At 71.9% G+C, this 25,371-nt stretch carries 27 protein-coding genes; 21 read left to right on the forward strand and 6 right to left on the reverse strand.

Annotated elements, in window-relative coordinates; genetic code table 11:
- Position 1 precedes the first annotated feature (1 nt).
- The 17 genes from M4486_RS00130 to M4486_RS00210 all read left to right on the forward strand — a co-directional run bounded on the left by M4486_RS00130 (position 2) and on the right by M4486_RS00210 (position 11,174).
- Positions 2-187, forward strand: coding sequence for a type Z 30S ribosomal protein S14 (locus tag M4486_RS00130; protein ID WP_152351790.1), 186 nt, complete (start codon positions 2-4; stop codon positions 185-187).
- Between the two features lie 76 nt (positions 188-263).
- Positions 264-662 carry a 30S ribosomal protein S8 gene (gene rpsH, locus M4486_RS00135; RefSeq protein WP_152351791.1) on the forward strand — a complete coding sequence of 133 codons (399 nt, stop codon included), beginning with the start codon at positions 264-266 and terminating at the stop codon, positions 660-662.
- Between the two features lie 21 nt (positions 663-683).
- Positions 684-1,226: a 50S ribosomal protein L6 gene (rplF, locus tag M4486_RS00140; RefSeq protein ID WP_152351792.1), complete on the forward strand. Its 543-nt coding sequence runs from the start codon at positions 684-686 to the stop codon at positions 1,224-1,226.
- Positions 1,227-1,228: 2 nt separating this feature from the next.
- Positions 1,229-1,615, forward strand: a complete 387-nt coding sequence (gene rplR, locus M4486_RS00145) for a 50S ribosomal protein L18 (protein WP_152351793.1) — start codon at positions 1,229-1,231, stop codon at positions 1,613-1,615.
- Between the two features lie 36 nt (positions 1,616-1,651).
- Positions 1,652-2,350, forward strand: coding sequence for a 30S ribosomal protein S5 (rpsE, locus tag M4486_RS00150; protein ID WP_249478971.1), 699 nt, complete (start codon positions 1,652-1,654; stop codon positions 2,348-2,350).
- Entirely contained in the window at positions 2,347-2,529 is a 183-nt protein-coding gene (gene rpmD, locus M4486_RS00155) for a 50S ribosomal protein L30 (RefSeq protein ID WP_152351795.1), read from the forward strand. The genes rpsE and rpmD overlap by 4 nt, the downstream gene beginning before the upstream one ends.
- A gap of 3 nt (positions 2,530-2,532) precedes the next feature.
- A complete protein-coding gene (rplO, locus tag M4486_RS00160) occupies positions 2,533-2,988 on the forward strand; it encodes a 50S ribosomal protein L15 (RefSeq protein WP_214651121.1) in 456 nt (151 codons plus the stop codon).
- A gap of 107 nt (positions 2,989-3,095) precedes the next feature.
- A complete protein-coding gene (secY, locus tag M4486_RS00165) occupies positions 3,096-4,397 on the forward strand; it encodes a preprotein translocase subunit SecY (RefSeq protein ID WP_249478972.1) in 1,302 nt (433 codons plus the stop codon).
- Positions 4,394-5,029, forward strand: coding sequence for an adenylate kinase (locus tag M4486_RS00170; RefSeq protein WP_249478973.1), 636 nt, complete (start codon positions 4,394-4,396; stop codon positions 5,027-5,029). Before secY ends, M4486_RS00170 begins: the two co-directional genes overlap by 4 nt.
- A 28-nt stretch (positions 5,030-5,057) precedes the next feature.
- A complete protein-coding gene (gene map / locus M4486_RS00175) occupies positions 5,058-5,900 on the forward strand; it encodes a type I methionyl aminopeptidase (RefSeq protein ID WP_249478975.1) in 843 nt (280 codons plus the stop codon).
- A gap of 236 nt (positions 5,901-6,136) precedes the next feature.
- Positions 6,137-6,358 (forward strand): translation initiation factor IF-1, encoded by a 222-nt coding sequence (gene infA / locus M4486_RS00180; RefSeq protein ID WP_109274698.1) that lies wholly within the window; start codon positions 6,137-6,139, stop codon positions 6,356-6,358.
- Positions 6,359-6,431: 73 nt separating this feature from the next.
- Positions 6,432-6,545, forward strand: a complete 114-nt coding sequence (rpmJ, locus tag M4486_RS00185) for a 50S ribosomal protein L36 (protein ID WP_087105259.1) — start codon at positions 6,432-6,434, stop codon at positions 6,543-6,545.
- Positions 6,546-6,820: 275 nt separating this feature from the next.
- Positions 6,821-7,195 carry a 30S ribosomal protein S13 gene (rpsM, locus tag M4486_RS00190; protein ID WP_200501860.1) on the forward strand — a complete coding sequence of 125 codons (375 nt, stop codon included), beginning with the start codon at positions 6,821-6,823 and terminating at the stop codon, positions 7,193-7,195.
- 86 nt (positions 7,196-7,281) lie between these two features.
- Positions 7,282-7,686: a 30S ribosomal protein S11 gene (gene rpsK / locus M4486_RS00195; RefSeq protein ID WP_109274700.1), complete on the forward strand. Its 405-nt coding sequence runs from the start codon at positions 7,282-7,284 to the stop codon at positions 7,684-7,686.
- 112 nt (positions 7,687-7,798) lie between these two features.
- On the forward strand, positions 7,799-8,794 hold the full coding sequence (locus M4486_RS00200; RefSeq protein WP_152351801.1) for a DNA-directed RNA polymerase subunit alpha: 996 nt from the start codon (positions 7,799-7,801) through the stop codon (positions 8,792-8,794).
- Between the two features lie 33 nt (positions 8,795-8,827).
- Positions 8,828-9,493 (forward strand): 50S ribosomal protein L17, sunset domain variant, encoded by a 666-nt coding sequence (gene rplQ / locus M4486_RS00205; protein WP_249478976.1) that lies wholly within the window; start codon positions 8,828-8,830, stop codon positions 9,491-9,493.
- Positions 9,494-9,671: 178 nt separating this feature from the next.
- Positions 9,672-11,174, forward strand: coding sequence for a peptidoglycan recognition protein family protein (locus tag M4486_RS00210; protein ID WP_249478977.1), 1,503 nt, complete (start codon positions 9,672-9,674; stop codon positions 11,172-11,174).
- 70 nt (positions 11,175-11,244) lie between these two features.
- Here the strand turns inward: M4486_RS00210 and rbsK are convergent, their stop codons facing one another.
- The 6 genes from rbsK to M4486_RS00240 form a co-directional block, all read right to left on the reverse strand.
- Positions 11,245-12,141: a ribokinase gene (rbsK, locus tag M4486_RS00215; RefSeq protein WP_249478978.1), complete on the reverse strand. Its 897-nt coding sequence runs from the start codon at positions 12,139-12,141 to the stop codon at positions 11,245-11,247.
- 1 nt (position 12,142) lies between these two features.
- Complete coding sequence (gene fucP / locus M4486_RS00220; RefSeq protein WP_249478979.1) at positions 12,143-13,528, reverse strand: L-fucose:H+ symporter permease; 1,386 nt, start codon at positions 13,526-13,528, stop codon at positions 12,143-12,145.
- 105 nt (positions 13,529-13,633) lie between these two features.
- Positions 13,634-14,659 carry a sugar-binding domain-containing protein gene (locus M4486_RS00225; protein WP_249478980.1) on the reverse strand — a complete coding sequence of 342 codons (1,026 nt, stop codon included), beginning with the start codon at positions 14,657-14,659 and terminating at the stop codon, positions 13,634-13,636.
- 5 nt (positions 14,660-14,664) lie between these two features.
- The gene (purL, locus tag M4486_RS00230; protein WP_249478982.1) at positions 14,665-17,019 is read right to left on the reverse strand and encodes a phosphoribosylformylglycinamidine synthase subunit PurL; all 2,355 of its coding nucleotides are present in this window, start codon (positions 17,017-17,019) and stop codon (positions 14,665-14,667) included.
- A gap of 118 nt (positions 17,020-17,137) precedes the next feature.
- The gene (locus tag M4486_RS00235) at positions 17,138-19,354 is read right to left on the reverse strand and encodes an acyl-CoA dehydrogenase family protein (protein WP_249478984.1); all 2,217 of its coding nucleotides are present in this window, start codon (positions 19,352-19,354) and stop codon (positions 17,138-17,140) included.
- Positions 19,351-20,058: a TetR/AcrR family transcriptional regulator gene (locus M4486_RS00240; RefSeq protein ID WP_249478986.1), complete on the reverse strand. Its 708-nt coding sequence runs from the start codon at positions 20,056-20,058 to the stop codon at positions 19,351-19,353. Before M4486_RS00240 ends, M4486_RS00235 begins: the two co-directional genes overlap by 4 nt.
- Before the next feature lie 121 nt (positions 20,059-20,179).
- Here M4486_RS00240 and M4486_RS00245 point away from each other — a divergent pair, with 121 nt between their 5' ends.
- The 4 genes from M4486_RS00245 (at position 20,180) to M4486_RS00260 (ending at position 25,305) form a co-directional block, all read left to right on the forward strand.
- The gene (locus M4486_RS00245) at positions 20,180-21,547 is read left to right on the forward strand and encodes an acetyl-CoA C-acetyltransferase (RefSeq protein ID WP_249478987.1); all 1,368 of its coding nucleotides are present in this window, start codon (positions 20,180-20,182) and stop codon (positions 21,545-21,547) included.
- A 28-nt stretch (positions 21,548-21,575) separates the two neighbouring features.
- Positions 21,576-22,916: a 3-oxoacyl-ACP reductase gene (locus tag M4486_RS00250; protein ID WP_249478988.1), complete on the forward strand. Its 1,341-nt coding sequence runs from the start codon at positions 21,576-21,578 to the stop codon at positions 22,914-22,916.
- The gene (locus tag M4486_RS00255) at positions 22,913-23,938 is read left to right on the forward strand and encodes a MaoC/PaaZ C-terminal domain-containing protein (protein WP_249478989.1); all 1,026 of its coding nucleotides are present in this window, start codon (positions 22,913-22,915) and stop codon (positions 23,936-23,938) included. Before M4486_RS00250 ends, M4486_RS00255 begins: the two co-directional genes overlap by 4 nt.
- 74 nt (positions 23,939-24,012) lie before the next feature.
- On the forward strand, positions 24,013-25,305 hold the full coding sequence (locus M4486_RS00260; protein WP_249478991.1) for a class I SAM-dependent methyltransferase: 1,293 nt from the start codon (positions 24,013-24,015) through the stop codon (positions 25,303-25,305).
- Positions 25,306-25,371: the final 66 nt, after the last annotated feature.

Below are 25,371 nucleotides of genomic sequence, written 5' to 3' on the forward strand. Positions count from 1 at the left end.
CATGGCAAAGACAGCGCTGATCAAGAAGCAGGAGCGCAAGCCGAAGTTCGGCGTGCGCGCCTACACCCGGTGCCAGCGGTGCGGTCGTCCGCACTCGGTGTACCGCAAGTTCGGGCTCTGCCGCGTGTGCCTGCGCGAGATGGCTCACCGCGGTGAGCTCCCCGGCGTCACGAAGAGCAGCTGGTAAGGACTATCACCACAGGTCCTGCGAAGAGCGCCACGGCGCCGCGGCAGGAAACCAGGTGAGGAAGAAGCACTAAGACATGACCATGACCGACCCGATCGCGGACATGCTGACGCGTGTCAGGAACGCCTCCGGCGCCTACCACGACTCCGTCACCATGCCGTACTCGAAGCTGAAGAGCGGCATCGCGAACATCCTGAAGTCCGAGGGCTACATCCTCGGCTGGCACGAGGAAGAGGCCGAGGTGGGCAAGAACCTCGTTCTCGAGCTCAAGTACGGCCAGAGCCGCGAGCGCGCCATCTCCGGCGTCCGTCGCATCTCGAAGCCGGGCCTTCGCGTGTACGCCAAGTCCACCAATCTGCCCAAGGTCCTCGGCGGCCTGGGCGTGGCGATCCTGTCCACGTCCTCCGGCCTCCTGACCGACAAGCAGGCTGCCAAGAAGGGTGTGGGTGGGGAAGTCCTCGCCTACATCTGGTGAGCGGGAGAGGAGCACACCGAAATGTCCCGCATCGGATTCCGACCGGTCCCCGTGCCGGCAGCCGTCCAGAACGTCACCATCGATGGCCGCACCGTCACGGCGACGGGTCCCAAGGGCGAGCTCTCGCACACCGTGCCTGAGCCCCTGACCATCGAGCGCAACGACGCCGGCGAGCTCGTCGTGCGCCGTCCCGACGACGAGCAGGAGAACCGTGCGCTGCACGGCCTCACCCGCACGCTCGTCAACAACATCCTCCTCGGCGTGACCGAGGGGTATGAGAAGAAGCTGGAGATCGTGGGCACGGGCTACCGTGTGACCGCGAAGGGCACCGACCTCGAGTTCGCGCTCGGCTTCTCCCACCCCGTCATCGTGAAGGCCCCCCAGGGGATCTCCTTCTCCGTCGAGTCGCCCACCAAGTTCGCGGTGGCCGGCATCGACAAGCAGCAGGTGGGCCAGGTCGCAGCGAAGATCCGCGGCATCCGCCCGCCCGAGCCGTACAAGGGCAAGGGCGTGCGCTACGCGGACGAGGTCGTGCTGCGCAAGGCCGGAAAGGCTGGTAAGTGATCATGGGTTACGCAGAGAAGCACACGACCGGCTCCCGCGGCAGCCGCCTGCGCGCCCGCGGCCGTCGCCACCTGCGCGTGCGCCGCCGCATCGTCGGCTCCGCCGAGCGCCCCCGTCTGGTGGTCACCCGCTCGCAGCGCCACATGTTCGTCCAGGTCGTGGACGACGCCAAGGGCATCACCCTGGCGTCGGCCTCCACCATGGAGCAGGACCTGCGCGGGGCCGAGGGCACCAAGTCGGACAAGGCCCGCACCGTCGGGACCCTCGTCGCCGAGCGCGCCAAGGCCGCCGGCATCGACGCGGTCGTCTTCGACCGCGGTGGCAACAAGTACCACGGCCGCGTGGCCGCCGTCGCCGACGGCGCTCGCGAGGCCGGCCTGGCACTGTGATCGCCCCCCGGACACAGGACGAGAAGAGGAACTGATATGGCTGCACAGCAGCGGAACAGCGGTCCCGCGGCCTCCGGCCGTCGGGGCGAGAACTCCAACAACGATTCGCGCAGCGGCGGCAACGACCGCGGGCGCGGTGGGCGTCGCGGCGAGGGCCGCGGCCGCCAGCAGGAAGCGGAGAAGTCCGCGTTCCTCGAGCGCGTGGTGAACATCAACCGCGTCTCGAAGGTCGTCAAGGGCGGCCGCCGCTTCTCCTTCACCGCTCTCGTGGTGGTGGGCGATGGCGACGGCACCGTCGGCGTCGGCTACGGCAAGGCCAAGGAGGTCCCCTCGGCGATCTCCAAGGGTGTCGAGGAGGCGAAGAAGAACTTCTTCCGCGTCCCCCGCATCCAGGGCACCGTCGTGCACCAGGTCCAGGGCCACGACGCTGCAGGCACCGTCCTGCTGCGTCCTGCCGCCCCCGGCACCGGTGTGATCGCCGGCGGCCCGGTCCGCGCCGTCCTCGAGTGCGCGGGAGTGAACGACGTGCTCTCGAAGTCGCTCGGGTCGAGCAACCAGATCAACATCGTGCGTGCGACCATCGACGCGCTCAAGCAGCTCGAGGAGCCGGAGGCCGTCGCGGCCCGTCGCGGCCTCCCGGTCGAGGACGTCGTCCCCGCCCCGCTGCTGCGCGCCCAGGCCGCAGGCCGCGCCGCCGCTCGCGAGGCCAAGGCCTCCGAGAAGGTGGGTGCGTGATGCAGCTGAAGGTGACCCAGACCCGATCCCTCATCGGCGAGAACCAGATCCAGCGTGCGACCCTGCGCGGCCTCGGCCTCAAGCGCATCGGCGACACGGTGGTGAAGGAGGACCGCCCTGAGATCCGCGGCATGATCCGCGCCGTCACCCACCTGGTGACGGTCGAAGAGGTGGACTGACACATGACTGATTCGCAGAACCCGATGAAGCTCCACGACCTGCGCCCCGCGCCCGGTTCCAAGACCGCGCGCACCCGCGTCGGCCGTGGTGAGGCCTCGAAGGGCAAGACCGCCGGCCGCGGCACCAAGGGCACCAAGGCCCGCTACCAGGTGCCCGCGGGCTTCGAGGGCGGCCAGATGCCCCTGCACATGCGGCTCCCGAAGCTGCGCGGCTTCACCAACCCCTTCCGCGTCGAGTACCAGGTCGTGAACCTGGCGACCCTGTCCGAGCTGTTCCCCGAGGGCGGCACGGTCACGGTCGAGGATCTCGTCGCCAAGGGCGCCGTGCGCAAGAACCAGCCCGTGAAGGTGCTGGGGACGGGCGACGTGAGCGTGAAGCTCGACGTCACCGCGCAGAAGTTCTCCGCCTCGGCGGAGCAGAAGATCACGGCGGCTGGCGGGACGGCCCGCACCGCGTGAGCGCGCTCGCGCTTCTTTGACGGGGCGCCGCAGGGGGAAATACTCTTCCTGCGGTGCCCTGTCGGCATGTCCGGGCCCCATCGACGGGCCCCTGAGAAGGGAGTCACGTGAACGCGTTCGTCCGAGCGTTTCGCACCCCCGAGCTGCGGGCGAAGATCTTCTTCACCCTGGCTCTGATGGCGATCTACCGGCTCGGTGTCTTCGTGCCCACCCCCGGGTTCGACTACACCAACGTCACCGCGTGCGCCGAGCAGGCCTCCACGGGCAGCGGCAGCGTCCTGGGGATGGTGAACCTGTTCTCGGGCGGCGCGCTGCTGCAGATGTCGGTGTTCTCCCTGGGCGTCATGCCCTACATCACCGCCTCGATCATCATCCAGCTGCTGCGCGTGGTGATCCCGCGGTTCGAGGAGCTGCACAAGGAGGGCCAGGCGGGCACCGCCAAGCTCACCCAGTACACGCGCTACCTCACCATCGGCCTCGCCGTGCTGCAGGCCACCACGATCATCACCATGGTGCGCACCGGCAGCTTCTTCGCCGGCTGCAACCTCCAGGTCATCCCCGACCAGGCGATCCTGACGCTGGTCCTGATGGTGCTCACGATGACCGTCGGCACCGTGCTGATCATGTGGATGGGCGAGCTCATCACCGAGCGCGGCATCGGCAACGGCATGTCCCTGCTGATCTTCACCTCGATCGCCGCGGCGTTCCCGTCCTCCATGGGCCAGATCTGGCAGCTGCAGGGCTGGATGACCTTCTCGCTGATCATCCTCGTCGCGCTCGTCGTGATGGTGGGCGTCGTCTTCGTGGAGCAGTCCCAGCGCCGCATCCCCGTCCAGTACGCCAAGCGCATGGTGGGCCGGCGCATGTACGGCGGCACCTCCACCTACATCCCGGTCAAGGTCAACCAGGCCGGCGTGATCCCGGTGATCTTCGCGAGCTCCATCCTCGCCCTCCCGCAACTGATCTCCTCGTTCGGGGACCCGTCGGCCGGATGGGTGCAGTGGGTCAACGCCCACCTCGTGATGGGCGCGACCTTCTCCTGGATCTACGCGACGGTCTACGTGGCGCTCATCGTCTTCTTCGCGTTCTTCTACACCTCGATCACCTTCAACGCGGAGGAGATCGCCGACAACATGAAGAAGTACGGCGGCTTCGTGCCGGGCGTGCGCGCGGGCAAGCCCACGGAGCGCTACCTGCAGTACGTCATCAACCGCATCCAGACCCCGGGCGCCGTCTACCTCGCGGTGATCTCCCTGATCCCGCTGTTCGCGCTCGTCTACCTGGGCGCCAACCAGAACTTCCCGCTCGGCGGCGCGTCCCTGCTCATCATCATCGGCGTCGGCCTCGACACCGTGAAGCAGGTCGACGCGAAGCTCCAGCAGCACCACTACGAAGGGATCCTCCGATGACCGATCAGCCCACCACGAGCGCGCAGGGCTCCTCCCCGGAGACGTCGGCCGCCGCGGCCGGCGCCCGCCGCCTGCTGATCATCGGCGCCCCCGGTGCGGGCAAGGGCACCCAGGCGGGCCGGATCGCCGACGCGCTCGGCATCCCCGCCATCTCCACGGGCGACATCTTCCGCGCGAACGTCTCCCAGGAGACCGAGCTCGGGAAGCTCGCGAAGTCGTACATGGACAAGGGCGAGTACGTCCCCGACTCCGTCACCAACGACATGGTGCGCTCCCGCCTCGCGGAGAGCGACGCCCGCGGCGGCTTCCTCCTGGACGGCTACCCGCGCACGCTCGACCAGGTCGAGGCGCTCGACGGCATCCTCGAGGACGGCGAGGGCGGCGTCGACGCGGTGCTCATGCTCGAGGTCGACTACGACGCCGTCATCCAGCGGCTCGTCGCGCGCGGCGCCGAGCAGGGCCGCTCCGACGACACCGAGGACACCATCCGCCGCCGCCTCGAGGTCTACGCGGAGCAGACGACGCCCCTCGTCGATGTCTACGAGCGGCGCGGCATCCTGCACCGGGTGAACGGTATGCGCTCCATCGACGAGGTCACCGAGGAGCTGCTGAGCGTCCTCGGCGCCCGCTGAGCCCGCGCATCGGAGCCGGGGCGACCCGATGAGCCTCCTGCGCCGCGAACGCCCGGAGATCAAGACCCCGGAGCAGATCTCCCTCATGCGGCGCAGCGGTCTGCTGCTCTCGCGCGTGCACGACATGCTCGCCGACCACATCCGCCCGGGCGTCACCACCGGCGAGCTCGACCGCCTCGCCGAGGAGATGATCCGCGACGAGGGCGCGCTGCCGAACTTCAAGGGGTACCAGGGGTACCCCGCCACCGTGTGCATCAGCGTGAACGAGGTGATCGTCCACGGCATCCCGGGCGCCCAGGTGCTCCAGGAGGGCGACCTGGTCTCGATCGACGGCGGCTGCATCGTCGAGGGCTGGCACTCGGATGCCGCTCGGACCCACGTGGTCGGGGAGTTCCGCTCCGAGGCCGATCGGCACCTCGTCGAGGTGACCCGCGAGGCACTCTGGCAGGGCATCGTCGCTCTCGCGAGCGCGCGCCGGGTCGGCGAGATCGGCGCCGCCATCGAGGACCACGTGGACGCCGAGGCGCTCGGCGAGCTCTGCCACCTCGAGGAGTTCGGCGGCCACGGCATCGGCACGGCCATGCACCAGGCCCCCGACGTCATGAACTTCCGCACCCGCGACCGCGGTCCGAGGATCGTCCCCGGGATGTGCCTCGCGATCGAGCCGATGCTCGTCCAGGGCCCGGCGGAGTGGGAGATGCTCGCCGACGACTGGACGGTGCGTGCGACAGGCGGCGGCCGCGCCGCCCACGTCGAGCACTCGACCGCGGTCACCGAGCAGGGGATCGTGGTCCTCACCGCGGCCGACGGCGGCGCCTCCGAGCTCGCCGCCCGCGGGGTGGCCGCCGCGCCGGATCCGCTCGGGGCCTGACCCGGACCTGCTCCGCGCCCGACCCGCGCCCGCGGCGTGACGGGGTTCATCCCCTCCGCCCCTCGGTCCTGCGCGAGTTCGACGGTAGGATGGTCGATCGGGTGTGCTCCGTTCGCGTTCGGGCGCGCCCAGGCGCCTCTCACCGGAACCGGGTCCGCCCGGTCCGTGTGCGATGCGCCCGGAGACCGACGCGAAACCCCGCCCCGCGACCGCGGCGGCGAGGAGATAGGGGAGGCATGGCCAAGAAGGACGGCGTGATCGAGGTCGAAGGCACGGTCAAGGAGGCGCTCGCCAACGCGCGTTTCCGGGTCGAGCTGGACAACGGGCACAAGGTGCTTGCGCACATCTCCGGGAAGATGCGGCAGCACTACATCCGCATCCTGCCCGAGGACCGCGTGGTCGTCGAGCTCAGCCCCTATGACCTCGACAAGGGCCGCATCGTCTACCGCTACAAGTGATCCCGGCGCCGCGCACCCGTGCGCGGTCCGCCGGGTGGGGAAGAGATTCCCCTGAACCCGCGAGAAGGAAGTCATGAAGGTCAAGCCGAGCGTGAAGCCGATCTGTGACAGCTGCAAGGTGATCCGTCGCCACAGCGTGGTCATGGTCATCTGCAAGAACCCGCGGCACAAGCAGCGTCAGGGCTGATCGGGTCCCCCGAGAATCCCTGGCCGCGCGAGCAGCCGCGCCCGCGCCGCGTCCCGAGATCCGCTGTCCTGCGGATCGACGAGGGAGGCGAGCGGGCATCCCGGTGATCCGGGAGTCCCGGAGCATCCGGGGCACGGGGCCACGGCCCCGACACAACAGAAGAGCCGGCACCGCCGACGGGGGAGACCCCGACGGACACCCGCAGACGGAGGCTGCGGCGCACCACGGGTGCGAGGTGTCGTCTCAGGCCTCCGAGACAGTAGGAGAACTGCACCATGGCACGTCTGGTTGGCGTTGACCTGCCGCGCGACAAGCGCGTCGAGGTCGCCCTGACGTACATCTTCGGAATCGGGCGCACCCGCGCCCTCGAGACCATCGCCGCCACCGGCGTGGACCCGAGCATCCGTGTGCGCGACCTCAGCGACGAGGACCTCGTCAAGCTGCGCGATCACATCGAGGCGAACTACCAGCACGAGGGCGATCTGCGCCGCGAGATCGCCGCGGACATCCGCCGCAAGGTCGAGATCGGCAGCTACCAGGGCCTGCGCCACCGTCGTGGCCTGCCCGTGCACGGCCAGCGCACGAAGACCAACGCGCGCACCCGCAAGGGCCCCAAGCGCACCGTGGCCGGCAAGAAGAAGGCCCGCTGATCAGCGCCCCGCGCGCCCTGCAGCAACTCCGCGCCGCCTCTTCACGGCGCATCGATCACCTGAACTGAACCGAGGAGCTCCGCCTCATGGCTACGAAGACCCGCCAGGCGGCGGCGCGCAAGCCGCGCCGCAAGTCCAACAAGAACATCGTGAACGGCCAGGCTCACATCAAGAGCACGTTCAACAACACCATCGTCTCCATCACCGACCCCACCGGCGCCGTGATCTCCTGGGCCTCCGCGGGCCAGGTCGGCTTCAAGGGCTCGCGCAAGTCCACCCCCTACGCCGCGCAGATGGCCGCCGAGGCCGCCGCCCGCCGCGCGCAGGAGCACGGCCTGAAGAAGGTCGACGTCTTCGTGAAGGGCCCGGGCTCGGGCCGCGAGACCGCGATCCGCTCGCTCACCGCGACCGGCCTCGAGGTCGGCTCCATCCAGGACGTCACCCCCCAGGCCCACAACGGCACCCGCCCCCCGAAGCGTCGTCGCGTCTGATGCAGCCGTCGTTCCCGCGCGCTCCCGGTGAGGGAGTGCGCAGGGACGACGACCCGTGGTCATCCACCCCTCATGAGCGTCATATGGCGGACGCTCGCAGAAAGGACACACCGTGCTCATTGCACAGCGCCCCACGCTGACCGAAGAGGTCGTGTCGGAGTACCGCTCCCGGTTCGTCATCGAGCCGCTCGAGCCCGGGTTCGGCTACACGCTCGGCAACTCGCTGCGCCGCACCCTCCTGTCCTCGATCCCCGGTGCCGCGGTCACCTCGATCCGCATCGACGGCGTGCTGCACGAGTTCAGCACCGTCCCCGGGGTCAAGGAGGACATCACCGAGGTCATCCTCAACATCAAGGGCCTGGTCGTCTCCTCGGAGAACGACGAGCCCGTCGTGATGTACCTGCGCAAGGAGGGTGAGGGCGACGTGACCGCCGCCGACATCACCCCGCCGGCCGGAGTCGAGATCCACAACCCGGATCTGCACATCGCGACCCTCTCCTCGAAGGGCCGCCTGGAGATCGAGCTGGTCGTCGAGCGCGGCCGCGGCTACGTCTCCGCCGCGCAGAACAAGGGCGTGGACGCCGAGATCGGCCGCGTGCCGGTCGACTCGATCTACTCGCCCGTGCTCAAGGTGACCTACAAGGTCGAGGCGACCCGCGTCGAGCAGCGCACCGACTTCGACCGTCTCATCGTGGACGTCGAGACCAAGCCGGCCATCTCCCCGCGCGACGCCCTGGCGTCGGCCGGGAAGACCCTGGTCGAGCTGTTCGGCCTGGCCCACGAGCTGAACAACGAGGCGGAGGGCATCGAGATCGGCCCCTCGCCGACGGACCAGGCGCTCGCGCAGGACCTCGCCCTGCCGATCAGCGACCTGAACCTCACGGTCCGCTCGTACAACTGCCTCATGCGCGAGGGCGTGCACACCGTCGGTGAGCTCACCTCCCGCTCCGAGGCCGATCTGCTGGACATCCGCAACTTCGGGCAGAAGTCCATCGACGAGGTCAAGGCGAAGCTCGCCGACCTCGGTCTGTCGCTCAAGGACTCGCCGGCCGGCTTCGATCCCTCGGCCATCGCGACCTACGACGACGACTACGGCGACCAGTACTGACCTTCCGTCTTTCCATCTTCTAGGAGAACGACCATGCCTGCTCCCACCAAGGGTGCTCGCCTCGGTGGATCCCCCGCCCACGAGCGGATGATCCTCGCGAGCCTCGCGACCGAGCTGTTCCGTCACAAGTCCATCACCACCACCGAGACCAAGGCGAAGCGGCTGCGCCCGTACGCCGAGCGTCTGGTGACCTTCGCGAAGAAGGGCGACCTGGCCGCGCGCCGTCGCGTCATGCGCACCATCCGCGACCGCGGCGTCGTGCACGTGCTCTTCGAGGAGATCGCCCCGACCCTCGCTGAGCGTCCCGGCGGCTACACCCGCATCACCAAGGTCGGCCCCCGCAAGGGCGACAACGCCCCGATGGCCGTCATCGAGCTGGTCAGCGAGGCGTACTCGCCGAAGCAGGCCGTCGTGAAGGAGGCCGAGGGCGCCGCCAAGGGCGCTGCCAAGGCCGACGCCGCGAAGGCCGACGAGGCCGCGACCGAGGCCCCCTACGGCGAGGACTCCTTCCGCGGGGAGAACCCGCCCGAGGGCTTCGACATCAAGGGCAACGAGGACTCGATGAAGTTCCACGCCCCGGACTCGCCCTGGTACGGCCGCACCGTCGCCGAGGTCTGGTTCCGCACCGCCGAGGCCGCCGAGAAGGCCGGCTTCGTCAACGCGGTGAAGAGCGCCGACGAGGAGTCCGAGGAGGCCTGATCCAGGCCATCCGGACTCCGCGTCGTCCGACGCACGAAGGGCCCGCCGAGCAGCTGCTCGGCGGGCCCTTCGTCATCCCGGGCCCGTCCGCGGTCGTCCCAGGGGCGGCGCCGCGTCGCCCGCATCCGCTAGCGTGGGCGGCGTCCGAGCCGGAACCCTTCCCCCCAGGAGACCTGCCATGACCCCGCGATCCACGACCCCGCGCCCCACGATCCCAGAGCCCACGACGCAGGACATCGACCGCCGCGGTCTGCTGCGCGCCGGCGCCCTCACCCTCCCCCTCGCACTCGCCGGCGGCGGCGCCCTCGCCCTCGCCGCGCCGGTCCACGCCGACCCCTCGGTCACGGGCGGCGAGACCCGTACGCGCGACGTGCCCCTCGCGGATCTGCCCCGACGCGCGAGCGACCAGGGCGCCCGAGCCCGCGTGATCGAGGATGCCGCCGGAACGATGGTCGGCGCCAGCTGGAGCGGCACGGAGCCCGACGTCCTGCGGGTGCGCGGCCGCGCGAGCGGGGCGGAGTGGACCTCCTGGTTCCCGCTCGAGATCGCCGAGGATCCCGAGGACGGGACGTCCCTCGGCGCCGCGGAGCCCGCCTGGCTGGGCGCGGCCGACGAGATCGAACTGGTCGCGGTCCGCGACGGCGAGGATGTCAGCGATGAGCTCACCGCCCATGTCCTCACCACCTCCCCGCGCGAGGAGGAGAAGGACGGCGCCGCCTCGTCGGCCCTTCAGCGCATGAGCACCCGGGCGGTCGCCGCCGGCGACGCCGTCGAGCTCGGACCCGGCGCCCCCACGATCGTGCGCCGCAGCGCCTGGGGCGCCGACGAGTCGCTCGTGGGCTCGGTGAGCTCCGCGAGCGAGCTGCGGGCCGTCGTCGTCCACCACACCGCGGGCTCGAACTCGTACGCGAAGGCCGATGCGCCCCAGCTCCTGCGGGGCATCCTGAGCTACCACACGAAGACGCTGGGCTGGGCGGACATCGGCTACAACCTGCTCGTCGACAGGTACGGCACGATCTACGAGGGGCGCCACGGCGGGCTGCACAAGCACATCATCGGGGCGCACGCCTACGGCTTCAACACCTTCAGCTGCGGGGTCAGCGTGATGGGCACCTTCACCTCGAGCGCGCCGCCCAGCGCAGCGATCTCCGCGGTGCAGAAGGTCGCCGCCTGGAAGCTGCTCGGCGCCTTCCGCACGAACGCGAGCCAGCAGTTCGACTGGGTCTCCACCGTGACCGGCGGCGGCAGCCTGTACGACGAGGGCGAGACGGCGCACCTGCGGCGCATCTTCGGCCATCGGGACGTGAACGCGACCGAATGCCCGGGCAACGCGTTCTACCCGAAGCTCTCGGGGATGCGCAGCAACACGACCTCCGCGATCTCGAGCGCGTGGAGGCTGCACCTGGACGCCTTCGCGAGCCCGGGGGAGAAGACGCTGGGCACCGTCACCCAGCTCGTCCACGTCGAGGGGGCGTACTACGTCACGCGGCTGACCAAGGGCTTCGTCATCTCCAGCGCGTCCGGCGCGAAGGATGCCCGCGCGACCCAGTTCCGCACCTGGACCACGGCATGGGGTCTCCCGCTCGCCGCCTCGCGGGTCGTGGACGGCCGCCGCATCCAGGACTTCTCGAACGGTCAGGCCGTGCGCGAGGACGGCGAGGAGACGTTCACCCGCTCCTGAGCCGAGCGCAGGGGCGCCGGGGCGACCCGGGGCCGGGTCCAGGCGCAGGCCCGGGCCCGGCCCCGGTACATCAGGCCCACGCGTAGGAGGACTGCGTGCCCTGGCGGGTGACCGAGTCCGCCGCGTAGGCGGTGCCGGCGCGGATCGCCTCGGCGACGTCACGGGTGCGCACCCACTGCGTCGCGAAGCAGCCGATGAACGCGTCGCCGGCGCCCGTCGTGTCCACGGCCCGCACCGCGGGGGCGGCGATGAGCTCGCGACCGCCCTCGTGGATCCACAGGGCGCCGCGCGCACCGAGGGTGACGATGACGTTGCGGATGCCCGCGGCGAGCAGGACCTCGGCGGCGCGCTGGATGTCCTCGATCCCGTCGACCGGCATCCCGGTGAGCAGCTCGAGCTCCGACTCGTTGGGCACCAGGAACTCGACCCCGGTGATGCGGGAGAGGTCCAGGTCGGGGGAGGCGGGAGCGGGGTTCAGCAGCACGGGGATGTCGAGCTCGGCCCCCAGCGCCATCGCGGCCGCGACCGTCTCCAGCGGGATCTCCAGCTGGAGGACGATGAGCTCGCAGCGCGCGATCGCGTCCCGCGCCTCCTCGACGTCCTGCGGGGTGAGCAGGGCGTTCGCCCCCTTGATGATGAGGATCGAGTTGCGCGACTCGGGGTCCACGAAGATCGGGGCGACCCCGGAGGAGGCCCGTGTGCGCAGCACGTGCTCGGTGCCGATGCGGTTGTCCTCGAAGTTCTTCAGCGTGGTCTCGGCGAAGACGTCATCGCCCACGCGCGTGACCATCACGACCTCGGACCCCAGCCGCGCCGCGGCCACCGCCTGGTTCGCGCCCTTGCCGCCGCAGCCCATGCGGAAGTCCGGCGCCTCGACCGTCTCGCCCTCGCCGGGCATCCGGTGGATGTAGGAGATGAGGTCGACCATGTTCGAGCCGACGACGGCGATCCTCGTCGCGTGCGCCATCTCAGATCTCCTCGCCGGTCGTCGTCCGTCGGCCGCGCCGACGCAGGATCAGGAAGTACACGAGCACCGCGGCGAAGCAGAACAGGTTCACGATGAAGCTGAAGCGCATCGAGCCCGTGGTGTCGGAGATCAGCCCCTGCACGGCGGGGATCACGGCGCCGCCGATGATCGACATGACGATGATCGCGCCGCCGGTCTCGGTGAAGCGCTTGTCCTCGATGACGTCGAGGTTGCGGGCGAAGATCGTCGCCCAGCACGGGCCCAGCAGCGCGGAGGCGACGATCGCCGCGTACACCGAGGTGAAGTTCGGGGCCGCGACCACGTACAGGATGGTCGCCATGCCGAGCGCCGAGTAGATGATGAGCACGAGGTCCTCGTCGAAGCGCGTCATCAGCAGGTTCGCGACGAACTTGCCGACGAAGAAGGCGATGAACGCGGCGATCAGGTACGAGGCGGCCGCGCGCTCGTTGAGGGAGTCGTCGAGCACCAGGGCCAGTCGGATGGTGAAGGACCACAGGGCGGTCTGCATGCCCACGTACAGGAACTGGGTCACGATGCCCGCGCAGAAGATCCGGTTGCGCAGAAGGTAGGCGAGGGTCTCGCCGATCGAGGCCTTCTGCTCGGTCGCGTCCTCGCGCAGCGGCTTGGAGTGCGGGTACTGGGTGATGGCGATGAGCGCCACGAGCACGAGCAGCAGCACGAGGATCACCTTGTACGGCTCGAGCGTGCGGCCGAGCGCCTCCGAGGTGATCGCGAGGCGCTCGGACTCCGAGGAGGCGCTGGCGACGCGCTCGTGCAGGGCGTCCCCGTCGGTGAAGACGAGGAACTTGCCCAGCAGCGCGCCGCCCAGGAAGCCGAAGGCGGTGAAGGTCTGGGAGATGTTCAGCCGCAGCGTCGCGCGGCGCCGGGGACCGATCATCGAGGAATAGGTGTTCGCCGAGGTCTCGAGGAACGACAGTCCGATGGCGATCGCGAACAGCGAGCACAGGAACACCGAGTACGTCGCGACCTGCGAGGCGGGGAAGAACAGCACGCAGCCCAGCACGTAGACGCTGAGCCCGACCAGCAGACCCGTCTTGTAGCTGGTGCGGCGGATGACCCGGCTGGCGGGGATCGCGACCAGGAAGTAGCCGCCGTAGAACGCCGACTGCACGAAGGCGGAGGCGAAGTCCGAGAGCGTGAAGACGGCCTTGAACTGGGTGATGAGGATGTCGTTCATGCTGGCCGCCATGCCCCACATGGGGAAGCAGATCGACAGCAGGATGAACTGGAACAGCGGCGTGCGGTCGAGGTAGCCGTCCTTCAGCTGACGGGAGCGATCCTTGATGACGCCCCAGGACGTGTTGGGCACGCCCTCCTCGCCCACGGCGGTCTTCGCGGTGGTCATTCCAACTCCTTTGTTCGGACACCTCAGTGAAGGTGTCCGGTGCCGCACGGCGCAACGTCGAGACGGCACATATGTGCCGATGCGGGGGAGCGGGTGTCGGAGTCGTCAGTCGTCGTCGGTCATGAGACGCCGGGCCGTGGCGAGGTCCGTGACCAGGTGGTTCGCGTAGCGTCGGGCGAGCGCCGCCCGGATCGCGCCGAGCTGCTCGGCCCCGCCCGCGACGAGCACCGTGCGGCCGGTCCTGCGCAGCGCGGTGAGGGTGGGGCCCGAGGTGCGCTGGCTGAGCGTGGGGGCGACGATCCGCCCGTCGGGGTCGAGGAAACGGCCGCAGATCCGGCCGACGGAGCGCTCCCGGATCTGCGCGCGCTCCGCGTCCGTGAGGAGCCCGGGGCACGTCAGCGCGAGCGGGTCCGCGGGAGCGGCGCCGAACAGGAGGACGCCCGCCCCGTGGACGAGCGCCTCGTGCCCCCGGGCGTCCGCCTGCTCCTCGCGGGCGATCTGTGCGGCGAGCGACGCGTGGACGGTGGGCGCGGGCGCGCGATGGACGGGGACCGCGGTGCGGCCGGCGAAGGCCTCGAACGCGGGGTCGGGGCCGCCGGGCCGGTCCTGGCCGCCGAGGACGACGAGGGCGCCGGGCCGCACGCGCAGGCGACCGAGAGCCGACTCGAGGGTCGACCGCACGGCGCTCGACCACCACACGGCGAGCGTCGCACCCTCCATGGCGCCTGCGGCGTCGAGCATCTCGGCGGCGCCGTGGCCCAGTGCCTGGTCCAGATCGGAGGGGCCGCGGCCCGCGGGCACCACGAGGCGCACGTCGCTCAGGCCGAAGCGCTCGCGCAGGCCGTGGGTGAGGGCGCGGTCGGACTCCCGGGGGTCGAGCACGAGGGTGCGCACGAACCCCTTCGCGCGCGCTGTCGTCAGGAGCTTCGAGACCTGCGGACGGGAGACGTGCAGGGCCTCGGCGATCCGCTGCTGGGAGAGCCCGCGGCCGTGGGCGAGCTTGGCCGCGTCCAGGGCGAGGGCGTCGCGCGTGCTCAGCGGCAGCTGCTCCCGATCGACCTCCCCGACGGGCGGGGCTCCGCCGTCGGGCGCCCCGCCGTCGCCCGGTGCCCTGTCGGGCGCCTCGTGCATCGTGCTCAGCCGAAGTGCTGCGGCAGCGTCCCCTCGCGCAGGGAGCGCAGCTCGGCGAGGGGGAGGGCCTCGAGAGAGGCGATCGAGAGGTCCTCGCCGCCCGTGCTGCCGATGACCAGCGCCGGCACGCCGTGCTCGCCCGCGAGGTCGAGCAGCTCGCTCTCGCGCGCGGCGTCGACGGCCACGAGGGCCCGGGCCTGGGACTCGGAGACGAGGGCCGTGAACAGGTCGATCCCGTCGCGCGCGAGCACGTCCGCGAGATCGACCTGCGCGCCGACGCCGAACCGGGTGGTCGCCTCGACGAGCGCCTGGGCGAGGCCGCCCTCGGAGAGGTCGTGCGCGGCGGTCGCGAGGCCGCTCGTGCCGGCGGCGATCAGCACCTCCGCCAGTGCGCGCTCGGCCTCGAGGTCGACCTGCGGGGGCATGCCGCCCAGATGGCCGTGCGCGACCTGTGCCCACGCCGACCCCGAGAGCTCCTCACGGGTGGCGCCCAGCAGCACGACGGAGTGACCGGTCTCGTGCCAGCCCGAGGGGGTGCGCGCGGTGACGTCGTCCATCACGCCGAGCACGCCGACGACGGGCGTCGGGTGGATCGCGGAGTCGATGCGCCCCGCCTCTCCGGTCGAGTTGTACAGGGAGACGTTGCCCCCGGTCACGGGGACGCCGAGCGTCTCGCAGGCCTCGGCGAGCCCGTGGATCGCCTCGACCAGCTGCCACATGGGGCCCGGGTCCTCGGGGGAGCCGAAGTTCAGGCAGTCCGTCACCGCGAGCGGCCGTGCGCCCACGGTCGCGACGTTGCGGTAGGCCTCCGCGAGGGCGAGGCGCGCACCCGTGCGGGGGTCGAGCTTCGTGTAGCGGCCGTTCGCATCGGTCGCGATCGCGACCCCGCGGTGCGTGGTCTCGTCCACGCGCAGCACGCCCGCGTCGTCGGGCATGGCGAGCGCCGTCTGCCCGCCCACGTAGCGGTCGTACTGGTCGGTGACCCAGTGGGAGGAGGCGAGGTTCGGGGAGGCGACGAGCGCGCGCAGCGCGCCGCCGATCTCCTCGGCCGAGGCGGGGCGCGCCAGCTCCTCGGCGCGGTCGGCCTGCAGCGCGTCCTGCCAGTCGGGGCGGGCGAACGGGCGGTCGTAGGTCGGGCCGCCGTGCGCGACCGTCACGGGATCGACGTCGACGATGCGGCGACCGTGGTGGTCGATGGTGAGGCGGCCGTCGCCCGTGACCTCGCCGATCACCGCCGTCTCCACGTCCCACTTCGCGGTGATCGCGAGGAACGCCTCGAGGTTCTCGGGCGTCACCACCGCCATCATGCGCTCCTGCGACTCGCTCATGAGGATCTCACCGGCGTTCAGCGTGGGGTCGCGCAGCAGCACGTTCTCGAGGTCCACGTGCATGCCGGAGCCGCCGTTGGAGGCGAGCTCGCTGGTCGCGCACGAGATGCCCGCCGCACCGAGGTCCTGGATGCCCTCGACCACTCCGCCGTGGAACAGCTCGAGGCAGCACTCGATGAGGACCTTCTCCATGAAGGGGTCGCCCACCTGCACGCTCGGGCGCTTCACGGGTCCGCCCTCCTCGAAGGTCTCCGAGGCGAGGATCGAGGCGCCGCCGATGCCGTCCCCGCCCGTGCGGGCGCCGAACAGCACCACCTTGTTGCCGCTGCCGGTGGCGGACGCCAGGTGGATGTCCTCGTGGCGCAGCACGCCCACGGCGAGCGCGTTCACGAGCGGGTTCGTCTGGTAGGCGGCGTCGAACACCGTCTCCCCGCCGATGTTCGGCAGGCCCAGGGAGTTGCCGTAGCCGCCCACGCCGGAGACCACGCCGTGCACCACGCGCGCGGTGTCCGGGTGGTCGATCGCGCCGAAGCGCAGCTGGTCCATGACGGCGACGGGCCGCGCGCCCATGGCGATGATGTCCCGCACGATGCCGCCCACGCCCGTGGCCGCGCCCTGGTGGGGCTCGACGTAGGAGGGGTGGTTGTGGGACTCGACCTTGAAGGTCACCGCCCAGCCGTCGCCGATGTCGACGACGCCCGCGTTCTCGCCCATGCCCACCAGCAGGTGCTCCGTCATGGCGGGCGTGATGTGGTCGCCGAAGGTCTTGAGGTGGATCTTCGAGGACTTGTACGAGCAGTGCTCGGACCACATGACCGAGTACATGGCGAGCTCGGCGTTGGTGGGACGGCGGCCCAGGATCTCCCGGATGCGCGCGTACTCGTCGTCCTTCAGGCCGAGAGCCGCGAACGGCTGCTCCTGCGCGGGCGTCGCGATCGCGTCGTCGACGGTGTCGATGTCGGAGCGGGCGTCGGCCGCATCGAGCGGGTCGTGCGGGTCGTGGTGCTCGGAGAGGGGTGCTGGGGCGGTCATCGCTTCGTCTGCGTCCGTTCGTCGCGCACGGTGGGTGGAACCGGGCCAGTCTACGGGCGCGCCCGTGCGGCGGGCGCGCCCGCCCACCGCACGGGATCGGTCTCCTGCGCGGCCCGCCTCAGCGCCGGGCGCTCTTGGGCGCCTGCTTGTCCCGGGCCTTCTTCTCGGCCTTCTCCTTCGCGCGCAGCGCCTTCTCGCTCACCGGCGCATCGGCCGACGCGCGCTGCGCGCGGAAGAAGGCCGCCGCCTCGTCCTGGCGCTCCTGCTCCGCGCCCAGCGCGATGGGGGCGCGCACGTGGCCGGGTCGCACGTCGAAGGCGTCGACGAGGTCCAGCGCGTGCGGGCGCAGGCGCCACAGCAGACGCTTGATGTCCGCCGAGACCTGCCGGCCGCGCTGGGCGGAGAGCTGGCCGTTCAGCAGGTACCAGGCCAGATCGTCCTGCAGGAGGGAGAGGCCGAACAGGTCGCGCACGTCGGTGAGGACCTCTCGCGATCCCTCGTCCTCGACGGACTCGATGCCCGCGGTGAAGGCGCGCCAGCGCACGAGGTCCGCGTGGGCGCGCGCCGCGTCGAGCATCTCGACCTGGTGCTTGTTCACGAGTGCAGCGGCGTCGGCCGGCGCCATCCGCGCGCCCGCGCGCAGGGCGAGCGCGACCTCCTCGACCTTCACGCGTGCGCGCTCGGCCAGCAGGTGCTCCTGGACGTCCGCCTGCCGCAGCGTCTCGGAGGACCTCCGTGCGTTGCCCGCGTCCGAGGCGGTCTGCACGAGGCGCCCCCAGGGGGTGTGGCGGTGGGCGAGGACGTCGGCCCGCTGCGCGATGAAGCGGCCGATCCCGGCGCGGTCGATGCTGCGCAGCTCGCTCGTGTAATCGGCGAGCAGGCGCTTGGCGACCAGCTGCAGCAGCACCGTGTTGTCGCCCTCGAAGGTCGCGTACACGTCGAGGTCCTGGTGGAGCCCCACCAGCTGGTTCTCGGCCATGAAGCCCTGCCCGCCGCACGCCTCGCGGCACTCCTGGATGGTGTCCAGGGCGAGCCTCGTGGAGGTCGGCTTGAGGGCGGCCGCGAGGGTCTCCAGGTCCTCGCGCCCCTCGGGGGTGTCCCCGCGGCCCGAGAAGACGTCGTCGAAGGCCTGCAGCAGCTGCTCGTGGGCGAAGGCCCCCGCGTAGGTCGCGGCGAGCTTGGGGAGCAGCCGCGCGAGGTGGCTCTGGTAGTCCAGCAGCACCGTCTCCTGGGTGGGCGAGGCGGCCGTGAACTGCCGACGCTGGGAGGCGTAGGTCAGCGCGATCGTGAGCGCGAGCTGGCTCGCCCGGTTCGCCGAGCCGTCGAGGGAGACCCTGCCCTGGACGAGCGTGCCGAGCATCGTGAAGAAGCGCCGGCCGGGCGACTCGATGGGGGAGGAGTAGGTGCCGTCGGCCGCGACGTCCCCGTAGCGGTTCAGCAGGTTCGTGCGGGGCACGCGGACGTGGTCGAAGGCGAGGCGGCCGTTGTCGATGCCGTTGAGGCCGCCCTTCTCGCCGTCGTCCTCGCTGCGCACGCCGGGGAGCATCTCGCCCTTCTCGTCGCGCACGGGCACGTAGAAGCAGTGCACCCCGTGGTCGACGCCGCGGGTGATCAGGCGCGCGAACACGGTCGCGGCCCGCGCGTTGACCGCCGCGTTGCCGAGGTAGTCCTTGGTGGCGGCGCGGAAGGGCGTGTGGATCACCCATTCCCCGTCGTCCCCGCCCTCGGGGTCGAAGGTCGCGGTGGTCCCCAGCGACTGCACGTCCGAGCCGTGGCCGATCTCCGTCATCGCGAACGCGCCGGGGATCTCCAGGCTCATGGCGTCGGGCACCCAGCGTCGCTGCTGGTCCTCGTCGCCGAGCTGGACGATCGCCGAGGTGAACAGGCCCCACTGCACGCCGGCCTTGATCTGCAGGGACGGGTCGGCGACGACGAGCTCCTCGAAGCCCGCGACGTTCGCCCCGTTGTCGTTGGGGCCGCCCAGGTGCTCGGGGAGCATGGGCAGCGAGACCTGCTCCTCGGCGAGGGTCCGCAGCTGCCCGAACACGCGGTCACGGTGCTCGGCGACGCTCGCATCCAGCGGCCGGTGCATCTCCGGGCGCGCCGCCCGCTCGCGGGCCTCGAGGCGCGTCTCCGCCCACTTCCCGAGCAGGGCCCGGGTCACGGCGTCGACGTCGAGGCGCGGGTCGCCCTCGCGGGGGACCGGGATCGGCCCCGTCGGCGTGGTGGACCGCGTCGCCGCGCGGCCCGGCGTCGGGCCGGCGGTCGAGCCCGGGGCCTGGTCCTGGGTGGGGTCCGTGGGGTTCTGAGCGTGGTTCTGGGTCGAGGTGGTCATCGCATGCCCTTCATCAGCCATGTCACGAGGTGGTCGGAGAGGTCGTCGGCGCTGGGACGGGAGTCGTCCTCGCCGCGCATCCAGCGGTCCACGGCGCGCTCGACGAAGCCGACGGCGCCGGCCGCCCAGATGCCGGGAGCGGGGTGGCCCGCGGGGAGCGCGGCGGCGGCGAGGCGCGTCGCGGAGTCCAGGAAATGGTTCAGCCCGTCGCTGGGCCGGGTGACGAACGCGTAGACGTGCGGGGATCGCTGCGCGGTGTCGACGTAGGTGGAGATCATCGCCCGCAGATGGGCCTCGGGGGAGACGCCCCGCCCGCCCGCGCTCGCCGCGGTGCTCGCGAGCTCCCGCACCTCCTCGGTGAGGCGCTTCTGCATCGCGCTGAGGATGTGCAGGCCCAGCGCCCGCTGCAGATGGGCCTTGTCGGAGAAGTAGCGGTAGATGATGGACTTCGAGGTCCCCGAGGCCGACGCGATCTCCTCCATGGTCACGTCGGGCCCGCGCTCGTGGATGAGGTGGCGGGCGACGTCGAGCAGGTCGGCGCGGCGCTGCTCGCGATGGCGCGCCCAGCGGGCCGTGCGCCCGTCGCTCTCCGCCGGGGCCGACGGGGAGTCGACCGACGGAGAGCCGGCCGACGGGGAGTCCGCGGCGGCCGGGGCCGTCGGGATCGTCGTGGCGGCGTCGGCCGCGTGCATCCTTGCGTTCACGAAACCAAAGGTATCAAGTACCGGCGGTTGCATGTAAAGTCTTCGTCGAGGCGCAGCGGGGCGGACCCTCGTCCGCCCGCGACAGCGCCGCTCCCGACTCGCAGACCCGAAGAGGTGTCCCGTGACCGACGCTCCCGCGTCCCCGACCGACTCCACCCGCACCGACCCCGGCACCGCCGGGTCCCCGCGCGACGCCGTGGTCCTCGGCGGCAACCGCCTGCCCTTCGCCCGCTCCGGCGGCGCCTACGCGGGCGTCTCCGAGCAGGACATGCTCACCGCCGCGCTCGACGGGCTCGTCGCCCGCTTCGGCCTCCAGGGCGCGCAGCTCGGCGAGGTCGCCGGCGGCGCCGTGCTCAAGCTCGCCGGGGACCTCAACCTCACGCGCGAGTGCGTGCTGGGCACGCCGCTCGACGCGCGCACCCCCGCCGTCGACATGTCGAAGGCGTGCGCGACGGGCCTGGAGACGGTGATGCACGTGAGCAACCGGATCCGGCTCGGACAGATCGACGTGGGCGTGGCCTGCGGCGTCGACTCCGCGTCCGACGCGCCCATCGAGGTCTCGGTGCGCCTGCGCCGCCTGCTGCACCGCCTCAGCCGCGCCCGCACGCCCATGCAGCGCGCGAAGACCCTGGCGGCGCTGCGCCCCGGCGATCTCGCGCCGCTGCCTCCGCGCAACGCCGAGCCGCGCACCGGCATGTCGATGGGCGAGCACCAGGCCATCACCACCTCGCAGTGGGGCATCACCCGCGAGGCGCAGGACGAGCTCGCGCTCGCCAGCCATCGGAACCTCGCCGCCGCGTACCAGGCGGGGCTGCTCGACGACCTGGTCACGGGCTACCGCGGACTGGGACGCGACGAGAACCTGCGCCCCGACTCCTCGATGGAGAAGCTCGCGAAGCTGAAGCCCGTCTTCGGCACCTCGAACCCCGCCGTGGCCGAGCCGACGATGACCGCCGGCAACTCCACGCCCCTGTCCGACGGCGCCTCGAGCGTGCTGGTCTCCAGCCGCGAATGGGCGGCCGAGCACGGGCACACGCCGCTGGCGCGGATCGTCGACACGCGCGCCGCCGCCGTCGACTACGTGCACGGCGACGAGGGCCTGCTCATGGCCCCCGCCTATGCCGTCCCCGCCCTGCTCGACGCGCACGGTCTGGGCCTCGACGACCTCGACCTGATCGAGATCCACGAGGCCTTCGCCTCGACGGTCCTGACCACCCTCGCCGCCTGGGAGTCCGAGGAGTTCGGGCGCGAGCGCCTCGGCCGCGACGGCGCCTACGGCACCGTGGACCGCAGCCGGCTGAACATCGCCGGATCCTCCCTCGCCGCCGGCCACCCCTTCGCCGCGACCGGCGGCCGCATCATCGCGACCCTCGCGAAGCTCCTGCACGCCCGCGCCCGCGAGAAGGGCGCCGTCCAGCGGGGCCTCGTCTCCGTGTGCGCCGCCGGCGGGCAGGGGACCGTGGTCCTGCTCGAGTCCGACGGCGAGTGACCCGCCCCGCACAGAGAGGAGAGCGTCGATGACCGACGCCTACACCCGATTCACCCGCTCCCCCCTGGGGCGACCGCTCGTCAAGCGGACGGGCCTGCCGAACCCGCCGCGCCTCCCGCGCCACGCCGATCGACCGCAGCCGGTCCTCGGTCCCGTCGTCGTCCTCGGCGCCTCGCCCGGGGCCGACGAGGTCGCGGCTCTGCTCCTGGACTGGGGCGCCGACGTGCGTCGACGCTTCGAGGAGACCTCGACCGTCGGCTCCGTGGTCGTGGTGCTCGACGACCTGGCGAAGCCCGCCGACCTCGGCACGACCGTGCTGCCCCTGGCGGGCGCCATGCGCTCTCTGCTGCCCGGCTCGCGGGTGGTGACGATCTCGCGCCCGCCGACGGGCGAGGACCTCGCCCGGGATGCCGTGCGCGGCGGCGTCGAGGGGTTCGTGCGCACGCTCGGCCACGAGATGCGCAAGGGCGGCACCGCGAACGGCATCCAGGTCGCCGACGGGGTGCCGCTGACGGCCCCCGGAGTGGTGAGCACCCTGCGCTTCCTGCTCTCGGCCCGCAGCGCCTTCGTCGACGGGCAGATCGTCGGCGTCGCGCGCCAGGACGGCGCCCTCCCGGAGGACTGGGAACGACCCCTCGCGGGACGCACCGCGCTGGTCACCGGGGCCGCGCGCGGCATCGGCGCGGCCATCTCCCGCACCCTCGCCGGACTCGGCGCCGAGCTCGTGCTCCTGGACGTGCCCGCCTCCGGCAGCGAGCTGAGCGGTGTCGCGAACGAGCTGCGCGCGACCCCGCTGCAGCTCGACGTGACCTCGGCGCAGGCCGGCGACCGCGTCATCGCCTTCCTGCGCGAGCGCGGCATCGTGCTCGACGTGCTCGTGCTCAACGCGGGCATCACCCGCGACAAGATGTTCGCGAACATGACGGCGGACCGCTGGGACGCCGTGATCGCCGTCAACATCTCGAGCCAGATCGCCCTCGCCGAGGCGCTGCTGTCCAGCGACGAGCCCGTCGTCGGGTCCGATCTCCGGGTCGTCTCGCTGGCCTCGACGAGCGGCATCGCGGGCAATCGCGGACAGGCGAACTACGCGACCTCGAAGGCCGGCGTGATGGCCTTCGTCGACGCCCTCGCGCGCCGGCTCGGCGAGCGCGGGACCGCGAACGCCGTCGCGCCGGGCTTCATCGAGACCGACATGACCGCGAAGATCCCGCCGCTGCAGCGCGAGATCGCCCGGCGTGCGAACTCGCTGCAGCAGGGCGGCCTCCCGCTCGACGTGGCCGAGACCATCGGCTTCCTCGCCTCGCCCGGCGCGGGCGGCGTGCGCGGGCAGACCGTGCGCGTGTGCGGCCAGAACCTGGTGGGCCGATGAGCAGGGAGAACACCGAGAGCGCGGGGAGCGTCGAGCGCACGGGGAGCACCGGGAGCACCGCGCGGAAGGGAAAGGACGCCCTGCAGCAGGGGGAGAGGATCCGGGACCTCGCCGACGTCCCCTCGTTCCCCGCCGTCTACGCGGCGGCGCTGAGCCGTCGGCCCGGCGCCCGGCGCTCGCGCGAGCTGCCCGAGGTCGCCCACCGCGTGCGCCGCGTGCGGATCGATCCGGCGCGGGCCGCGGCCTTCGACCACCTGATGGGCGGAGCCGCGACCGACCTCGTCCACCCGGGCGTGCTCCACGTGCTCGCCTTCCCCGTGAGCCTCTCGCTGATGGCCCGCTCGGACTTCCCCGTGGGCCTGCTCGGGCTCGTGCACACCGAGAACCGCCTGCTGCAGCATCGGCCTGTGCGGGTCGGGGAGCTCGTGGACGTCGAGTGCCGCACCCGCGATCTGCGGCCCCACCGCAGGGGCCGCACCTTCGAGGCGGTGACGACGTTCCTCTCCGCGGACGGCGAGATCGTCGCGACCGACGTCTCGACGTACCTGGCCAAGGGCGGGGGCGAGGGCTCGGGATCCGGCGAGGGGGCGGGACCGGGGAGCCGGTCGGGATCGGGCGAGGGCTCCTCCGGCCGTTCGCGCCGCGACTTCGTCCCGCCGGCCCCGACGGGCCGCTGGCACCTGGATGCGGGCACGGGCCGCCGTTATGCGGAGGTCTCGGGCGACGCGAACCCGATCCACATGTCCGCGCTCTCGGCACGCGCCTTCGGGTTCCCCCGCGCGATCGCCCACGGGATGTTCACGGCCTCGCGCGCCTTCACCGAGTCGCGCCCCGACCTCACCCGACCCCTGCAGTGGGACGTGCGCTTCGAGGCGCCCGTGACGCTGCCCGGCACCGTGCTCGTGCGCTACGAGGACGACGAGGACGGCACCACCCGCTGCGTGGGCTGGAAGTCGGCGCGCAGCGGGAAGCCCGCCCGTCGGCACTTCACCCTCGAGGTGAGCCCGGCCGACCGCGGGTGAGTGCCTGAGCACCTCCGGCCGGCGGTCGGGCCGCGGGAGTGGACCGGGGTGCATCGAGGCGACAGACTGACCGGATGGACTCCACCTCTCCCGCACCTGCTGCATCGCCTGCCCCCGGCGACGACCGCGCCGACCAGACCGATCGCGTCATCCTCGAGAGCGCCCGTGCGGAGCTGGGACCGCTCGACCGCGGCGACCTGGTGATCCTGGACGACGCCACCGGCGCGCTGACCTCCGCCGCCCTGGAGGAGGTCGCGAGCGGCCCCTCCCGGGTCCTCGTGCACGAGGCCTCCGCACAGCGGGCGCTCGCGCTCGCCGAGGCGCACGCGGAAGCGCGCAGGGAGGGGCGGCTCGTGATCGCGGGACTCGACGGCACTCCCGAGGACATCGGCGGGCTGCTCGAGGGGAGCACCCCGCAGGTTGCCCTGGCGCGACTGCCCAAGGCGCTCGCCGCCCTGGACCATCGCGCGCACGCGCTCGCCCGCGCCGGAGTGCCCGCCCTCGTCGCGGGAGGGCGCGTCAAGCACATGACGCGCACCCAGAACGACGTCCTGGCCGGCGCGTTCGACGAGGTCCACGCGACGCGCGGGATCGGCAAGTCCCGGGCTCTGGTCGCTCGTGCTCCGCGCGCCGAGGGACGGTCGGCGCCCGTCCACGAGGGCGGCGCCGACGTCCTCGTCCGCGGCGAGCAGGTCCGGGTCCCGCTGCGCGGCATCGGCGGGGTGTTCGGGGGAGCGTCGGCCGACGCGGGCAGCCTGCTGCTGCTCGACGCCCTCGATCGCGCGGTGCTCGCGGGCGAGGTCGCCGGGGCGGCGGCCGCGGAGGGCGCGGGAGACGCGCCGGGAACGCGGGGCACGGCAGACATGTCGGGCGCTGTCGGCGGCGGTGCTCTCGCCGCCGTGGATCTGGGCTGCGGCAACGGGCTGCTGACCGCCTACCTGCGGCGTGCGTTCCCCGAGGCGCGAGTCCTCGCGACCGACGACGACCTCGACGCCGTCGCCTCCACGCGCGCGACGCTCGATGCGGATGCGGATGCGGACGCGGGTGCGGCCGGCGATGAAGGCGCAGGCGAAGAGGCAGGGCCTGCTGTGCGCGTGCTCTGGGAGTCCTCGCTCGCGGGCCAGGCGGCGGGCAGCGCGGACCTCGTGCTGCTGAACCCGCCGTTCCACGACGGCACCGCCGTGGACGCGACGCTCGTGCACGGTCTGCTCGACGCCGTGGCCCGCGTGCTGCGTCCCGGCGGCGAGCTGTGGTTCGTCCACAACTCCCATCTGCGCTACCGCAGCGAGCTCGAGCATCGCGTCGGCCCCGTCCGCCAGCGCGCTCGGGACCGGCGTTTCACCGTGCTGCAGTCCACGCGGGGCTGAGTGGACCTGCGGGGCTGAGCAGAGCGCGGGCGAGACGGCGCGGCTGAACGGAGCACGGGGAGGACC

It is taken from the genome of Brachybacterium kimchii (assembly GCF_023373525.1).
In the GTDB taxonomy this organism is placed as follows: Bacteria; Actinomycetota; Actinomycetes; order Actinomycetales; family Dermabacteraceae; genus Brachybacterium; species Brachybacterium kimchii.

Excerpts from the sequence above, each read along its gene's own strand:
- rpsM (WP_200501860.1), top strand. The coding sequence starts at position 6,821 with ATGGCACGTCTGGTTGGCGTTGACCTGCCGCGCGACAAGCGCGTCGAG.
- M4486_RS00170 (WP_249478973.1), top strand. The coding sequence starts at position 4,394 with ATGACCGATCAGCCCACCACGAGCGCGCAGGGCTCCTCCCCGGAGACG.
- M4486_RS00255 (WP_249478989.1), top strand. The coding sequence starts at position 22,913 with ATGAGCAGGGAGAACACCGAGAGCGCGGGGAGCGTCGAGCGCACGGGG.
- M4486_RS00235 (WP_249478984.1), bottom strand. The coding sequence starts at position 19,354 with ATGACCACCTCGACCCAGAACCACGCTCAGAACCCCACGGACCCCACC.
- M4486_RS00260 (WP_249478991.1), top strand. The coding sequence starts at position 24,013 with ATGGACTCCACCTCTCCCGCACCTGCTGCATCGCCTGCCCCCGGCGAC.
- map (WP_249478975.1), top strand. The coding sequence starts at position 5,058 with ATGAGCCTCCTGCGCCGCGAACGCCCGGAGATCAAGACCCCGGAGCAG.
- M4486_RS00130 (WP_152351790.1), top strand. The coding sequence starts at position 2 with ATGGCAAAGACAGCGCTGATCAAGAAGCAGGAGCGCAAGCCGAAGTTC.
- rplQ (WP_249478976.1), top strand. The coding sequence starts at position 8,828 with ATGCCTGCTCCCACCAAGGGTGCTCGCCTCGGTGGATCCCCCGCCCAC.
- rpmJ (WP_087105259.1), top strand. The coding sequence starts at position 6,432 with ATGAAGGTCAAGCCGAGCGTGAAGCCGATCTGTGACAGCTGCAAGGTG.
- infA (WP_109274698.1), top strand. The coding sequence starts at position 6,137 with ATGGCCAAGAAGGACGGCGTGATCGAGGTCGAAGGCACGGTCAAGGAG.
- purL (WP_249478982.1), bottom strand. The coding sequence starts at position 17,019 with ATGACCGCCCCAGCACCCCTCTCCGAGCACCACGACCCGCACGACCCG.
- rpsE (WP_249478971.1), top strand. The coding sequence starts at position 1,652 with ATGGCTGCACAGCAGCGGAACAGCGGTCCCGCGGCCTCCGGCCGTCGG.
- M4486_RS00225 (WP_249478980.1), bottom strand. The coding sequence starts at position 14,659 with ATGCACGAGGCGCCCGACAGGGCACCGGGCGACGGCGGGGCGCCCGAC.
- rplF (WP_152351792.1), top strand. The coding sequence starts at position 684 with ATGTCCCGCATCGGATTCCGACCGGTCCCCGTGCCGGCAGCCGTCCAG.
- fucP (WP_249478979.1), bottom strand. The coding sequence starts at position 13,528 with ATGACCACCGCGAAGACCGCCGTGGGCGAGGAGGGCGTGCCCAACACG.
- rbsK (WP_249478978.1), bottom strand. The coding sequence starts at position 12,141 with ATGGCGCACGCGACGAGGATCGCCGTCGTCGGCTCGAACATGGTCGAC.
- M4486_RS00250 (WP_249478988.1), top strand. The coding sequence starts at position 21,576 with ATGACCGACGCCTACACCCGATTCACCCGCTCCCCCCTGGGGCGACCG.
- rpsH (WP_152351791.1), top strand. The coding sequence starts at position 264 with ATGACCATGACCGACCCGATCGCGGACATGCTGACGCGTGTCAGGAAC.
- M4486_RS00210 (WP_249478977.1), top strand. The coding sequence starts at position 9,672 with ATGACCCCGCGATCCACGACCCCGCGCCCCACGATCCCAGAGCCCACG.
- rplO (WP_214651121.1), top strand. The coding sequence starts at position 2,533 with ATGACTGATTCGCAGAACCCGATGAAGCTCCACGACCTGCGCCCCGCG.
- rplR (WP_152351793.1), top strand. The coding sequence starts at position 1,229 with ATGGGTTACGCAGAGAAGCACACGACCGGCTCCCGCGGCAGCCGCCTG.
- rpsK (WP_109274700.1), top strand. The coding sequence starts at position 7,282 with ATGGCTACGAAGACCCGCCAGGCGGCGGCGCGCAAGCCGCGCCGCAAG.